The sequence below is a fragment of the Neorhizobium sp. PAMB6716 genome, from assembly GCF_058242805.1.
The window spans coordinates 3,632,461-3,645,555 of sequence record NZ_CM177835.1 but is presented as its reverse complement, the minus strand read 5'-3'; the positions used below and the strand labels follow the sequence as shown (position 1 = coordinate 3,645,555).

At 61.3% G+C, this 13,095-nt stretch carries 14 protein-coding genes; 10 read left to right on the top strand and 4 right to left on the bottom strand.

What is annotated here, in order from left to right; genetic code table 11:
- Positions 1-4: 4 nt before the first annotated feature.
- A complete protein-coding gene (locus AC4CWH_RS17615; RefSeq protein ID WP_491319724.1) occupies positions 5-1,081 on the bottom strand; it encodes an MBL fold metallo-hydrolase in 1,077 nt (358 codons plus the stop codon).
- A gap of 424 nt (positions 1,082-1,505) precedes the next feature.
- Here AC4CWH_RS17615 and ffh point away from each other — a divergent pair, with 424 nt between their 5' ends.
- The 5 genes from ffh (at position 1,506) to trmD (ending at position 5,337) form a co-directional block, all read left to right on the top strand.
- Complete coding sequence (ffh, locus tag AC4CWH_RS17610; protein ID WP_491283347.1) at positions 1,506-3,083, top strand: signal recognition particle protein; 1,578 nt, start codon at positions 1,506-1,508, stop codon at positions 3,081-3,083.
- 11 nt (positions 3,084-3,094) lie between these two features.
- On the top strand, positions 3,095-3,412 hold the full coding sequence (locus AC4CWH_RS17605) for a chorismate mutase (RefSeq protein WP_491319723.1): 318 nt from the start codon (positions 3,095-3,097) through the stop codon (positions 3,410-3,412).
- Positions 3,413-3,445: 33 nt separating this feature from the next.
- Positions 3,446-3,820, top strand: coding sequence for a 30S ribosomal protein S16 (gene rpsP, locus AC4CWH_RS17600; RefSeq protein ID WP_491283345.1), 375 nt, complete (start codon positions 3,446-3,448; stop codon positions 3,818-3,820).
- A 159-nt stretch (positions 3,821-3,979) separates the two neighbouring features.
- Positions 3,980-4,630 carry a ribosome maturation factor RimM gene (rimM, locus tag AC4CWH_RS17595; protein ID WP_491319722.1) on the top strand — a complete coding sequence of 217 codons (651 nt, stop codon included), beginning with the start codon at positions 3,980-3,982 and terminating at the stop codon, positions 4,628-4,630.
- 8 nt (positions 4,631-4,638) lie between these two features.
- A complete protein-coding gene (gene trmD / locus AC4CWH_RS17590) occupies positions 4,639-5,337 on the top strand; it encodes a tRNA (guanosine(37)-N1)-methyltransferase TrmD (RefSeq protein WP_491319721.1) in 699 nt (232 codons plus the stop codon).
- Here trmD and AC4CWH_RS17585 read toward each other — a convergent pair.
- On the bottom strand, positions 5,319-6,065 hold the full coding sequence (locus AC4CWH_RS17585; RefSeq protein ID WP_491319720.1) for a sulfite exporter TauE/SafE family protein: 747 nt from the start codon (positions 6,063-6,065) through the stop codon (positions 5,319-5,321). The genes trmD and AC4CWH_RS17585 overlap by 19 nt on opposite strands.
- Before the next feature lie 280 nt (positions 6,066-6,345).
- Between AC4CWH_RS17585 and rplS the strand changes: the two genes are divergently transcribed.
- On the top strand, positions 6,346-6,888 hold the full coding sequence (rplS, locus tag AC4CWH_RS17580) for a 50S ribosomal protein L19 (RefSeq protein ID WP_491283341.1): 543 nt from the start codon (positions 6,346-6,348) through the stop codon (positions 6,886-6,888).
- 75 nt (positions 6,889-6,963) lie between these two features.
- On the opposite strand, the gene blaOXA is transcribed toward rplS, so the two are convergent.
- A complete protein-coding gene (gene blaOXA / locus AC4CWH_RS17575; RefSeq protein WP_491319719.1) occupies positions 6,964-7,770 on the bottom strand; it encodes a class D beta-lactamase in 807 nt (268 codons plus the stop codon).
- Between the two features lie 133 nt (positions 7,771-7,903).
- Positions 7,904-8,407: a nuclear transport factor 2 family protein gene (locus AC4CWH_RS17570; RefSeq protein WP_491319718.1), complete on the bottom strand. Its 504-nt coding sequence runs from the start codon at positions 8,405-8,407 to the stop codon at positions 7,904-7,906.
- Between the two features lie 318 nt (positions 8,408-8,725).
- Here AC4CWH_RS17570 and AC4CWH_RS17565 point away from each other — a divergent pair, with 318 nt between their 5' ends.
- The 4 genes from AC4CWH_RS17565 (at position 8,726) to AC4CWH_RS17550 (ending at position 13,046) form a co-directional block, all read left to right on the top strand.
- Positions 8,726-9,532, top strand: a complete 807-nt coding sequence (locus AC4CWH_RS17565; protein WP_491321465.1) for a transporter substrate-binding domain-containing protein — start codon at positions 8,726-8,728, stop codon at positions 9,530-9,532.
- A 6-nt stretch (positions 9,533-9,538) separates the two neighbouring features.
- Positions 9,539-10,348 carry an amino acid ABC transporter permease gene (locus AC4CWH_RS17560; protein WP_491319717.1) on the top strand — a complete coding sequence of 270 codons (810 nt, stop codon included), beginning with the start codon at positions 9,539-9,541 and terminating at the stop codon, positions 10,346-10,348.
- A 252-nt stretch (positions 10,349-10,600) separates the two neighbouring features.
- Positions 10,601-12,010 (top strand): 3-isopropylmalate dehydratase large subunit, encoded by a 1,410-nt coding sequence (gene leuC, locus AC4CWH_RS17555; RefSeq protein ID WP_491283337.1) that lies wholly within the window; start codon positions 10,601-10,603, stop codon positions 12,008-12,010.
- 205 nt (positions 12,011-12,215) lie between these two features.
- Complete coding sequence (locus tag AC4CWH_RS17550) at positions 12,216-13,046, top strand: EamA family transporter (RefSeq protein ID WP_491319716.1); 831 nt, start codon at positions 12,216-12,218, stop codon at positions 13,044-13,046.
- Positions 13,047-13,095: the final 49 nt, after the last annotated feature.

The window sequence follows — 13,095 nt, the reverse complement described above, 5'->3', positions numbered from 1 at the left end:
GTGTTTACGCCTCGGGCACCTCGAAAACCTCGCCGGGCCGCAAGGCGCGAAAACGCTCCGGCTCGATCTTTGCCGCCATCAGCGCATCGCGAAGGGCAGCCAGCGGCTCCTCGATCCCCTCATCGGTCAGCTTGAACGTGCCCCAGTGGTGGCCGACGGCATGGGTGGCACCGGCAAGCTGCATGCCGGCAACGGCCTCTGCCGGGTTCTGGTGCTGGCCCTTCATGAACCAGCGCGGCTCATAGGCGCCGATGGGCAGGATCGCCAGGCGAAAGCCGCCGTGTTTTTCGGCAGCCGCCTGATAGTTGATACCCTGATGAAAGCCGGTATCGCCGATGTGATAGATCTTGCCAGCGAGCGTTTCGATGACGAACGCGCCCCACAGCGCCATGCTGCGATCGCCCACACCCCGCGCCGACCAATGGTGGCAGGGCTCGCAATGCAGCGTGACATTCTTGCCGAGATAAGCGTTATGGCCCCAGTCCATCACAGTAATGCGCGGCTCATCCAGCGCCGAGGCAAAAATCGCATCATTGCCGAGCGGCGTGACGAAATGCGGCCGATGCTTTTCATGGAGGCGTTTCAGCGTTTCGATGTCGAGATGGTCGTAATGGTTGTGGGTGACGATCACGACGTCGATCGGCGGCAGGTCTTCCAGCCGGATGCCCGGTTCGTTGACGCGCTTTGGTCCGGCAAAACTCACCGGGCTCGTCCGCTCTGCCCAGACCGGATCGGTCAGAATATTGAGGCCGGCGACCTGGATCAGCATGGAGGCATGGCCGACCATGGTGACGGCCATGCGGTTTCCCGACAACCGCTTTTCCGGCACCGTCGGCGCAAAGGCGCTCGGATAGGCCGGCGGCCAGGCGATATTCTTGCCGTTGAATTTCCAGCGCAGCAGGTTGGCAAACCCTTTTGGCTGCTCACCGCCCGGATTGAAAAAACGCGTCCCATCGAAATGATCCGAGAGTGGACCGGAATAATAGCGGTTGTTGGCCATGGCTCTCCCCGCGGCAAGACCTCCCCCCAGAAGGGAGAGAACACCGATACCTGTCCATTTCAGGAAATTGCGTCTTTTCATCAGCAATGTATAGGCATGCCCCGGAAGCCGGGCAAGAACGGGCCGTTGATTATTGCTCATACGTCAGACGCGCTCACGCAGGCTTGATATTCGTCATTCGGCAAGATTGCAGACCGAACGTTCGAGAGCGTTCGCGAAAGACCTCTCCACACGTTCTGATCTTGCCAGGCCGGCAAAGGCCTTGAGAAATGGCGCAACGCCTTGACTTTGCGGGGCCGATGCTGCTATTGCCGCCCGATCTGCTGAAAGTTCAAGAACTTTAGCCGCCGACCGGGACCCTACACAGGTGTAAACAGATCCCGGAGGCCAACACCCGACAGCGCGTTGCGCCCTCGGGTGCTATTTGGCTTTGCGTCTTGTTTTTCGGTGGAAGAGACCCGACGTTTCCGGTCTGTGACCGGTTAACGTCTAGAAGGATGAAACGATGTTCGAAAGCCTCCAGGACCGTCTTGGCTCCATCTTGAGTGGACTGACCGGCCGTGGCGCATTGAGCGAAGCGGATGTGTCCGCCGCTCTGCGCGAGGTTCGCCGTGCGCTGCTCGAAGCAGACGTGGCGCTGGAAGTCGTGCGCGCCTTTGTCGATCGCGTTCGCGAAAAGGCTGTGGGCGCGGAAGTTCTGAAATCCATCAAGCCCGGCCAGATGGTCGTCAAGATCGTCCATGACGAGCTGGTCGAGATGCTCGGCGCCGAAGGCGTGTCGATCGATCTGCATGCGCCGGCCCCCGTCGTCATCATGATGGTCGGCCTTCAGGGCTCGGGCAAGACCACCACATCGGGCAAGATTGCCAAGCGCCTCACCGAACGGGACCGCAAGAAGGTCCTGATGGCCTCACTCGACACGCGCCGTCCGGCAGCGCAGGAGCAGTTGCGCCAGCTTGGCGTCCAGACCGGCATCGATACACTGCCGATCATTGCCGGCCAGTCGCCGACGGAAATTGCCGCGCGCGCCGTGCAGGCCGCAAAGCTTGGCGGCCATGATGTCGTCATTCTCGACACCGCCGGCCGCACGCATATCGACGAACCGCTGATGGCCGAAATGGCCGAAATCAAGCGCCGCGCCAATCCGCATGAAATCCTGCTGGTCGCCGACAGCCTGACCGGCCAGGACGCCGTCAATCTCGCGCGCAATTTTGATGAGCGCGTTGGCATTACCGGCCTGGTTCTCACCCGCATGGACGGCGATGGCCGTGGCGGTGCTGCCCTTTCGATGCGTGCCGTCACCGGCAAGCCGATCAAGCTGATCGGCGTCGGCGAAAAGATGTCGGAACTGGAGGAGTTTCATCCCCGCCGTATCGCCGACCGCATTCTGGGCATGGGCGACATCGTCTCGCTCGTCGAGAAGGCGGCTGAAAACATCGACGCCGACAAGGCGCGCGCCATGGCCGAAAAGATGGCCAAGGGCAAGTTCGACCTGAACGACCTTGCCGACCAGCTGCGCCAGATGCAGAACATGGGCGGCATGGGCGGCATCATGGGCCTGATGCCCGGCATGGGCGGCATGAAGGACAAGCTGGCAGCCGCCGGCATGAACGATAAGATGTTTGCCCGCCAGATCGCCATCATCTCCTCGATGACCAAGGCCGAGCGCGCCAACCCGGATATGCTGAAGCACAGCCGCAAGAAGCGCATTGCCGCAGGCTCCGGCACGGATGCTGCCGAAATCAACAAGCTGCTGAAGATGCACCGTCAGATGGCCGACATGATGAAAGCCATGGGCGGCAAAGGCAAAGGCGGCATGATGAAGCAGATGATGGGTGGCCTTGCCGGCAAGATGGGCCTCGGTGGAATGGGTGGCGGCATGGGCGGAATGGGCGGCATGCCTGATCTTTCCAAGCTTGACCCGCAGCAGCTCGAAGCGCTGGCCAAGCAGGCCCAGGCGGCCGGCATCAAGCCGGGTTCCATGCCGGGCCTTCCCGGCGGCGGGCTTCCCGGCCTTGGCGGACCGAAACTTCCGGGCCTCGGCGGCATGCCGGGCCTTCCCGGTTTTCCGAAGAAGAAGTGAGACGGAACGCCATGATTGATCCGAAGGTGAAGGAACAGCTCGGCCAATACCGCCAGTCGATCGACAATATCGACGCGGCGCTCATCCACATGCTGGCGGAACGGTTCCGCTGCACCAAGGAAGTGGGCATCCTCAAAGCCCTCTACGATTTGCCGCCGGCAGACCCGGCGCGCGAGGAATACCAGATCGAACGCCTGCGCAGGCTTGCCAAGGATGCTCATCTGGACCCGGATTTCGCCGAGAAGTTTTTAAACTTCGTCATCACGGAAGTCATCCGGCACCATGAAGCCATTGCCGCTCAACACGGCGACCCCAAAAAGACCGTCTGACGACGGCCAACCCAAGACCCAAGGAGTAAAGAAATGTCCCTGAAGATCCGTCTCGCCCGTGGTGGCTCCAAGAAGCGCCCTTATTACCAGATCGTTATCGCTGACGCCCGCGCACCGCGCGATGGCCGTTTCCTGGAAAAGGTCGGTTCGTGGAACCCGATGCTGGCCAAGGACAACGAAAAGCGCATCGAGCTGAACGCCGAGCGCCTGCAGCATTGGATCGACAACGGCGCACAGCCGACCGATCGCGTTCTGCGTTTCATGGCAGAAGCAGGCCTGGCCGAACGCGCTGCCCGCAGCAACCCGGAAAAGGCAAAGCCGGGCAAGCGCGCTGTCGAGCGTGCAGCCGAGCGCAAGCAGAAGGCTGATGCCGCAGCAGCTGCTGCTGCCGAAGGCGCTGCAGAATAAGAAACGCTTCTGGCGTTGGTGGACGGGCGGCATGGCGACATGCCGCCCGTCTTCCGTTTCTGCATCCTTTGCTTCTCTCACCCTCTGTTCCCCATCCTCTGTTTCCAAAGCGGCAAAGTCCCTCTAAAAGGACGCCAGAACCGCAAAGGGAGAGCCCCCATGGCCAAGCTGGAAAACCCCATCCTCATGGCGACCATCGGCGCGCCGCAAGGCTTGCGCGGCGAAGTGCGTGTGCGCACCTTCACGGCCGATCCTTTGGCGCTTGGCGATTACGGCCACCTGCACAGCATGGACGGCCGGGTGTTCGAGATCCTTGACCTTCGCGAGGCAAAAACCGTCGTCATCGTGCGGTTCCGCGGCATCAACGACCGTGACACTGCCGAGAAACTGAACGGTCTTGAACTGTTCATCGACCGCGACAACCTGCCGGACGATGAACTGGACGACGACGAATTTTATTACGCCGACCTTGAAGGTCTCGACGTCGAGGATGGCGAAGGCAAAAGCTATGGCAAGGTCAGCGGCGTCTTCGATTTCGGCGCTGGCGACCTGCTGGAACTGAAGGGCCCCGGCCGACGCCCGACGCTCATTCCGTTTTCCGAAGCCGCCGTTCTGGAAATCGACCTCGACAAGGGCCGCATCATCATCGACCCGATGGCGGCCGGGCTGATCGACACACCGGACGAAGACGAGGCGATGCGCCGCGCCGCCGAGGGTGATCCCGAGGGTGGCGATGAACCGCCTAAGGCGGCCGGTGGCAAGAAAAGCGGCGGCAAAAAGGGCGCGGGCAAGAACCGCGATCCGGAATAAGCGCCCCCATGTCGTTTCGCGCCACCATTCTCACGCTTTATCCGGACATGTTTCCGGGCCATCTCGGCCATTCACTGTCCGGCAAGGCCATGGAACGCGGCCAGTGGACGCTCGACACGGTACAGATCCGCGATTTTGCCGAGGACAAACATCGCACCGTCGACGACACGCCGGCCGGCGGCGGCGCGGGCATGGTGTTGAAGCCGGATATTCTGGCACGTGCCATTGATTCGGTGGCCGCTGATACGCGCCCGCGTCTGCTGATGAGCCCGCGCGGACGGCCGCTCACCCAGGCGCGCGTGCGGGAACTCGCCGATGGTGATGGCGTCGTCATCGTCTGCGGTCGGTTCGAAGGGGTCGACCAGCGGGTCATCGAGGCGCGCGATCTCGAGGAAGTTTCGATCGGCGACTATATCCTGTCCGGTGGCGAACCCGCGGCACTGACGCTGCTCGATGCCGTAGTGCGCATCCTGCCGGGCGTCATGGGCAATGCCGCCTCCGGCACGCATGAGAGCTTCGAGACGAGCCTGCTCGAGCATCCGCATTACACCCGCCCGCAGGTGTTCGAGGGCCAGCCGATCCCGGATGTGCTGACGTCAGGCAATCACGCCGCCATCGAAAAATGGCGCCATCAACAGGCGCTTTCCCTGACGAAGGAGCGCCGACCGGATCTTCTTGAAAAGCCGTCTCAGCCGCTGACGAAGTAATAGACCGTCAGGGCCGCACCGACCGCCACCACGATGAGCCGCATCACCATCTGCGGCACGCGACGCGCCAGCCATACGCCGGTATAACCACCGGCAGCGCCCGCCGGCAGCATGACCAGCGCCTGCGGCCAGCCGACGACGCCCCCGCCGACAAAAACGATGATTGCAACGGCGGCAATGACCATGGCCAGCAGGTTTTTGAGCGCATTCAGATGATGATAGCTGCCGCCGGCCGTCAGGCCCAGCACGGCCAGCATCATGATGCCCATGCCAGCCCCGAAAAAGCCGCCGTAAATCGCAGTGACAAACTGCCCCAAAAAGCTTGCCGGCGTGTTGATCGGATGTTCGGAGGAGGTTTTCGGCTTTAGCCAGGGACCGGCCGCAAACATGATGGTGGCGCTCGCCAGAAGCCACGGCACCAATGCGCGAAACGACGGGTTATCAAGCGCCAGAAGAATGATCGCGCCGGCTGCACCGCCGATGATGGAAACGACGCACAGCACAAGCGCCCCGCGCCAGTTGCGGGCGATTTCCCGGCGATAGGCAAGCGTTGACGTCACGTAACCTGGAAACTGCACGATGGACGAGGTGGCATTGGCCGAAATCGGCGGCAGGCCGGCCAGCGTCAGCGCGCCGAATGTGAGGAAGGTGCCACCGCCGGCAATGGCGTTGACGGCACCGGATAGAAAACCCGCGACAAACAGCAGGCCGATCATGATAGGGGTCATTCCGGCGTCCTCCCAAACCCGTTTACCGTGCAGTAGCGCCTGAAAACCCTGCCATCAAGAGCGCCCGGCCTGATCTTTTCCGGCGTTTGCGGCACCTGCCGGGGTGACAAGCGCTGCAGTTTGGTATATTGGCGCACGCGGACATGGGATTTTCATCCCGTCGACCAGCAAGCAAAGAATGGCGAATACGCTCCGCCCAAAGGGCCGGATCCGGAGGCAAGCTCCAATGGAACCGATGTCGAGCGCTCTGGCTGTTTGAGAAAAAGAGAAGGTTTGACCAATGAACATCATTCAGCAGCTGGAAGCCGAACAGGCTGCCAAGATCGAAGCCAAGCGCAAGCTTCCGGAATTTTCCCCGGGCGACACGCTGCGCGTCAACGTCACCGTTCGCGAAGGCAACCGTACCCGCGTACAGGCCTATGAAGGCGTGTGCATCGCCCGTTCGGGTGGCGGCATCAACGAGAGCTTCACCGTTCGCAAGATCTCCTACGGCGAAGGCGTCGAGCGCGTATTCCCGGTTTATTCGCCGATGGTCGACAGCGTCGAAGTCGTTCGCCGCGGTAAGGTCCGTCGCGCCAAGCTTTATTACCTGCGCGATCGTCGCGGCAAGTCGGCTCGTATCGTTGAAAACACCAACACGCGTACCCGCAAGCTGAACGAATCCGAGCGCTCCGCCGCTGCCGAGGAAAAGGCACGTCTGGAAGCTGAAAAGGTAGCAGCAGCACAGGCACTCGCCGCCGAAAAGGCAGCAGCAGAAGCAGCCGCCAAGGCTGAGGCCGAAGCAGCAGAAGCTGCAAAGGCTGCGGAAGCTTCCGCAGAATAAGGCTTCTCGCCTGAGACTTTCGAAAAGGCGGCCCTCGCGGGTCGCCTTTTTTGTTTGAGGCAATTTGAACGGCGCTCAGTTGCGGGCAAGAAGAGCCGGCAGTGCTTCGAAGAGCGCATCGCGGGCACGCGCGCTTGCCGAACCGCCAAGCTTTCGCTCGTCCTGTACGAGCTTTGCAAACACCACCGTCCGCTCGCCCTTTTGCGCCCAGCCGACGAACCACCCCCAGGGATGCGCCCGGTCAAAGCTGCCATCGGCCAGGCGGGGATAGGCCATGCCGGTCTTGCCCTGCGCCGTCCAGCCGTGCTTGAGGTCAAAGCGCTCCATCGCCTTTACCGTCATCTCCATGGCCTCGCGGCTGACGGGAAGCGTGCGGTTGACGAATTTTTTGAGGAACGCCACCTGCTCGTCCGGCGAAATTTTCAGCGACGAGGCGATCCAGGCGCGTTCAAGGCCGTTGTTCTTACCCTTGTCTCCGGAAAAATCGGCATTGCCGTAACCAAAACTGTCCGCATAGCGGTGGAGCTTTTCCGCGCCCAGGCGGTGCGTGATACGCTGTGAAAACCAGACGACCGAATATTTGAGCCAGCGTTCAGCATCCGTCGGCTGTTTCCATTCTTCGCCACCCCAATCAGGGTCGCCCTTCTGGTAGGAAAACGACGGCGTGTGCTCGTCCTTCAGGATACCGGCATCGAAGGCCATCAGACTGAGCGGCAGCTTGAAGGTGGAGGCCGGCGTGACACGGGCCGTACAATCGCCCTCGCGCAAGACCACATCGGCGGTCTTGGCATCGGCAACGATGGTGCAGATATCGGCGGCGGTGGCCGGCATGGCAGCAACGGATGCGGCTGCAAGGCCAAAAATGGATAGAAATAGACGCATGGCATGATCCTCCTCTCGCGCAAAGGTGGCGTTGAAGCCCAGCATCATGACGTGAAGATGGCGCGACAAGGCCGCCCGAGCCTGATGCGGCAGAGGCGGCCTTGATGGTGGGCAGGCTTGTGGGGCGGCGCTATTACATTTTCACGGCCGAATCCCAGTGTTCGTCGGCCTTGCCGTCCACGATCCGCCAGGTGTCATACCAGGTGGTGGTATAGGTTTTTGACGGATCTTTCGGGTCCTTTTCCGTGCGCACCGTCGCAACCGTCACCAGATCGCCTTCGGCGCTGACGAACACCACCGGCGTCTTCATCTTCTCCGGGAGCGGCGATGGCTTGCGGCCTAGGACCTTCGTGAAAAACTCAACGACCGGGGCGCGGCCGGACACGACGTTCGGATTGTGCTGGATATAACGTTCGGTCAGCCACTGGTCAGCCTTGTCCCAATGGTTGGCCTCCAGAAGATCCCGCATGATGTGCAAAGCCACCTGCTTGTTGGCATGAAGCACTGGATCGGGACTGGTGAACAGCGCTTCCACATCCGGCGCGGCGGTCACCGCTTCCTGGGCGCGAGCCACTGCGGCGCATGACAGACCGACGGCGAGGAGGAGTGCAAACAGCGCACGGCTTGCCTTGAACATGAAGAATGACCTTCCAGCATGAGGGATGGGGAACGTTCAACAAGGATAGGCAGGGGCCGGCACCGGCAAAAGGAGGCAGTTTTGCCGCCCATGGTATCATGAAGGGAACCAAAGGCTGAAAATGGCGCAAGAACCCGCCCAAAAGCCAGCTTTTCCTTGGTTTTGTCGCTTGGTAAGGCTCTGAACACGATCGAGTGAGGTTGTGAGTGCCGCCCGTCTTCTCCGGCCCACGCACCCGGTCAGGCCGCCTGCCATTCCTCTTGCCATTGCCGGCGTTTCCGTGACAATCGGTTGTGCCACATGTTGAAGGAGCCGATGATGATTTCCCGCCGCACCACGCTTGCCGCCTTCTGCGCTCTTTCTTTCCTGCCGCTTTTCTCAGCCCCCGCCACGGCTGCCGATTTGCCGGACCTCAAGGGCCGCGCCATCGTGGTGGTAACGGAAAATGCCTATCCGCCGCTGCAGTTCGTCGATCCGAAGACGGGAACGGCCATCGGCTGGGAATATGATGCGATGAACGAGATCGCCAAACGGCTGAACGCCAAGGTCGAGTACCAGAACACCTCCTGGGATGCGATGATCCAGGCCGTTTCCGACGGGCAATACGACATCGGCATGACCGGCATCACCATCAAGGACGACCGCAGGCAAAAAGTCGATTTTTCCGAGCCCTACATGCGCTCGCAGCAATTCATGCTGGTGCGCGCCGACGAGACCCGCTTTTCCGACGCCAAGAGCTTTGGTGCAACGGAAGACGCGCTGATCGGCGCGCAGCCGGGCACGACGCCTTTTTATACGGCCGTCTACGAGGTGCTCGACGGCAACGAGCAGAATTCCCGCATAAAGCTGTTTGAAACCTTTGGCGCAACCTTGCAGGCCCTGCGCACCGGCGATGTCGACATGGTGCTGACCGACGGCACCGCCGGCAAAGGTTATGTCGATGCCTCCGGCGGCGCGCTGAAGCTCGTTGGCGGGCCGCTTGGTTCGGAAGATTTTGGATTCATTTTCAAGAAGGGCTCGGATCTGGTTGCGCCCGTCAATGCTGCCATCGATGCGTTGAAGGCTGACGGCACATTCGACGCGCTCAACAAAAAGTGGTTCCTCGACTACAAGATGGGGCAATAGCCCCGGATGGCCACCGCACGACGCGGGCAAGAACCGGAGGATTTTCCCTGGTGGATGGTGGTCTTCGGGTTGATGATGGCGGCTGTTGCCGTGGTCATTGCCACCAGCGACCTCTACGGGCAGGTTTTTCTGATTGTCGCCAAGGGTATCGGAATAACCGTTGCCGTTGCCCTCCTAAGCTTTGCACTTGCCGCAGCCCTCGGTCTCGGCGTGGCACTGGCGGGGCTTTCCAGCAGCCGGTTGCTGCGCCAGTCCGCGCGTTTTTACGTAGAAGTAATCCGCGGCATCCCGATCCTGGTGCTTTTGTTCTACGTGGCTTTTGTCGGCGCACCGGCATTGGTGACGGCCTATAATTTTCTGGCCTCGCCTTTGATCGAAAGAGGCATGCTGCCAAGCCTTCTCACGCGTGACCTCTCGCTTCTGTCCCGGGCCGTGATTGCGCTCACCATCGGCTACAGTTCGTTTATCGCGGAAATCTTTCGCGCCGGCATCCAGTCCGTCGATACGGGGCAGATCGAGGCGGCCAAGGCGCTTGGCCTGTCGCGCTTTCAACGCTTCCGGCTGGTGGTGATGCCGCAGGCGCTAAAAGTGATCTTTCCACCGCTTTCGAACGATTTCGTCTCGATGGTGAAGGATTCCTCGTTGGTGTCAGTGCTAGGCGTGGCCGACATCACCCAGATGGCCAAGGTTTATGCCTCCGGCTCCTTCCGGTTCTTCGAGACCTATTCGATCCTGGCCTACATCTATCTCGGCCTCACCATCGGCCTGTCACTGATCCTGCGGCGGGTGGAACGGCGCCTGCGGGCCACCAACTGAGGCACGACCGCGGTGAGGCAGATATTGCCGAGGAAAGGGAAAACTGATAAATCCTCATTCATGGGATCAAAATTCGGATGCCTCGCGACGAATGTTTTTGTGCTGCAGGACCATAAGCGTCTGCCGGCACGTTTTTTCGCGCGCATTTCCGGCGCTCTTTTCGGCCGACTTCGCACGCTCTGATCGCGTCGAACCGGCAGCCTGCTGCCGATTTCAAATCCCCGCATTCTCCACATCAAATGGATGGCAGCCATGAGCGCACCTCGTACTCTCTATGACAAGATCTGGGACGACCACGTCGTTTCCACCGGCGAAACCGGCACCTGTCTTCTCTACATCGATCGTCACCTCGTGCATGAGGTGACGAGCCCGCAGGCCTTTGAAGGTCTGCGGCTTGCCGGCCGCAAGGTCCGCGCGCCGGAAAAGACGCTGGCCGTGGTCGACCATAACGTGCCGACGACGCCCGACCGCCATATCGGCATCAAGAACGAGGAAAGCCGCGTTCAGGTCGAGGCACTGGCGCAGAATGCCGCCGATTTCGGCGTCGAATATTATTCCGAAAAGGACAAGCGCCAGGGCATCGTCCACATTGTCGGGCCGGAACAGGGCTTTACCCTGCCGGGCATGACCATCGTCTGCGGTGACAGCCACACCTCCACGCATGGCGCTTTCGGCGCGCTGGCGCATGGCATCGGCACGTCGGAAGTCGAGCATGTGCTTGCCACCCAGACGCTGGTGCAGAAGAAGGCCAAGAACATGCTGGTGCGTGTCGACGGCCAACTGCCGCCGGGCGTCACCGCCAAGGACATCATCCTTGCCATCATCGGCGAAATCGGCACGGCCGGCGGCACCGGCCATGTCATCGAATTTGCCGGCGAAGCCATTCGCGCGCTTTCGATGGAAGGCCGCATGACCGTCTGCAACATGACGATCGAAGGTGGCGCCCGCGCCGGCCTCATCGCGCCGGATGAGACGACCTTCGAATACATCAAGGACAAGCCCCGCGCGCCAAAGGGCGCTGCCTGGGACATGGCACTTGAATACTGGAAGACGCTGCAGTCCGACGAAGGCGCCCATTACGACCGCGTGGTGGTGCTCGATGCCGCCGCCCTGCCGCCCATCGTCTCCTGGGGTTCCTCGCCGGAAGACGTCATCTCCGTTCAGGGCGTCGTGCCCAACCCGGATGATATTCCCGAAGAAACCAAGCGCGTCTCCAAATGGCGTGCGCTGGACTATATGGGCCTGAAGCCGGGCACGAAGATCACCGACATCGCCGTCGATCGCGTGTTCATCGGTTCCTGTACCAATGGCCGCATCGAAGACCTGCGCGCAGCCGCCAAGGTTGTCGAAGGCCGCAAGGTGGCGTCAACAGTGTCTGCCATGATCGTGCCGGGCTCCGGCATCGTCAAGGAACAGGCGGAAGCCGAGGGCCTCGACAAGATTTTTCTGGAAGCCGGTTTCGAATGGCGCGAGCCGGGCTGCTCGATGTGCCTTGCGATGAACGACGACCGCCTGAAGCCGGGCGAGCGTTGCGCATCCACCTCCAACCGCAACTTCGAAGGACGCCAGGGTTTCAAGGGTCGCACGCATCTCGTGTCGCCTGCCATGGCCGCGGCTGCCGCCGTGACCGGCCACTTCGTCGATATCCGCGAGTGGAAGTAATCCTTTTTGCCCGAAACTTTTGACAGCGAGCCGCCGGATACCCTTCCGGCGGCTTTTTCATCGGATCAATCCCGTTGATGCAGCCAACAGAAAAGCGCGATTGACTGCGGGCGCGGGGTCATTACCCTTGCAGCTTTCCAACCGGTTTCCCCATGCGCCTCATTCCCCACCGCATTGCCATCAGACCCTTGATGGTGGCCAACCCTTGAACCCCACCGTCATTGTGCTTGCCCTGTCGGCCGCCATTCTCCATGCCAGCTGGAACGCCTTCCTGCGCTCGGGCAGCGACCGGCTGTGGTCGATCACGGTGATGGGGGTCACCGGCATCGTTTTTGCACTGCCTGTCATGCTCTGGCTGCCGCTGCCGACACCCACCGGTTTTGCCTATATCCTTGCCTCCTCGCTTTTACAGGTGGCCTACAGCGTGTTCCTCGTCTTTGCCTATCGGCTCGGCGATCTCGGCCAAGTCTATCCGGTGGTGCGCGGCTCCGTGCCGCTGCTGGTCACGCTCGGTGGTTTTCTGCTGACGGGGCAGACCGTGGGGACGAGCCAGCTTATCGGCATTGCACTGGTGGCCGTGGGCATCATGAGCCTGTCGCTGGGTCGCCAGCGGGCGCCTACCTCCTCCATCCTCTGGGCACTGCTGACCGGCCTCATCATCGCAAGTTACGCGACAGTGGATTCCACCGGCGTGCGCCACGTGTCCGATCCGCGCGCCTATGCCGCCTGGGTGCTGTTTACCTATGGCGTTCTCCTCATCATCGCCTACACCGCGATGCGTGGCCGCCTGCGCATCCACATCCGGGAGCGGGAAAGCTGGAAGGCGCTAGGGGCCGGCATTTTCGTGCTTCTTGCCTATGGCGTCATCATTGTTGCCTATTCGCTGGGACCTGCTGGCCCGATCACCGCCATCCGCGAAACGAGCGTGGTCTTTGCCATGCTGATCGGCTGGCTGTTTCTGGGCGAGAGGCTCACCGCCAAGCGCATCGTCGCCTGCCTGATCGTGGCAGCAGGGACCATTGCCATCGGTCGCTGACCCCGCAACGAAAAAGGCTCCGCGACCGGGTGATCGCGGAGCACCTCTT

Coding starts and splice junctions, on each gene's coding strand:
- AC4CWH_RS17615 (WP_491319724.1), bottom strand. CDS start 1,081: ATGAAAAGACGCAATTTCCTGAAATGGACAGGTATCGGTGTTCTCTCC.
- ffh (WP_491283347.1), top strand. CDS start 1,506: ATGTTCGAAAGCCTCCAGGACCGTCTTGGCTCCATCTTGAGTGGACTG.
- AC4CWH_RS17605 (WP_491319723.1), top strand. CDS start 3,095: ATGATTGATCCGAAGGTGAAGGAACAGCTCGGCCAATACCGCCAGTCG.
- rpsP (WP_491283345.1), top strand. CDS start 3,446: ATGTCCCTGAAGATCCGTCTCGCCCGTGGTGGCTCCAAGAAGCGCCCT.
- rimM (WP_491319722.1), top strand. CDS start 3,980: ATGGCCAAGCTGGAAAACCCCATCCTCATGGCGACCATCGGCGCGCCG.
- trmD (WP_491319721.1), top strand. CDS start 4,639: ATGTCGTTTCGCGCCACCATTCTCACGCTTTATCCGGACATGTTTCCG.
- AC4CWH_RS17585 (WP_491319720.1), bottom strand. CDS start 6,065: ATGACCCCTATCATGATCGGCCTGCTGTTTGTCGCGGGTTTTCTATCC.
- rplS (WP_491283341.1), top strand. CDS start 6,346: ATGAACATCATTCAGCAGCTGGAAGCCGAACAGGCTGCCAAGATCGAA.
- blaOXA (WP_491319719.1), bottom strand. CDS start 7,770: ATGCGTCTATTTCTATCCATTTTTGGCCTTGCAGCCGCATCCGTTGCT.
- AC4CWH_RS17570 (WP_491319718.1), bottom strand. CDS start 8,407: ATGTTCAAGGCAAGCCGTGCGCTGTTTGCACTCCTCCTCGCCGTCGGT.
- AC4CWH_RS17565 (WP_491321465.1), top strand. CDS start 8,726: ATGATTTCCCGCCGCACCACGCTTGCCGCCTTCTGCGCTCTTTCTTTC.
- AC4CWH_RS17560 (WP_491319717.1), top strand. CDS start 9,539: ATGGCCACCGCACGACGCGGGCAAGAACCGGAGGATTTTCCCTGGTGG.
- leuC (WP_491283337.1), top strand. CDS start 10,601: ATGAGCGCACCTCGTACTCTCTATGACAAGATCTGGGACGACCACGTC.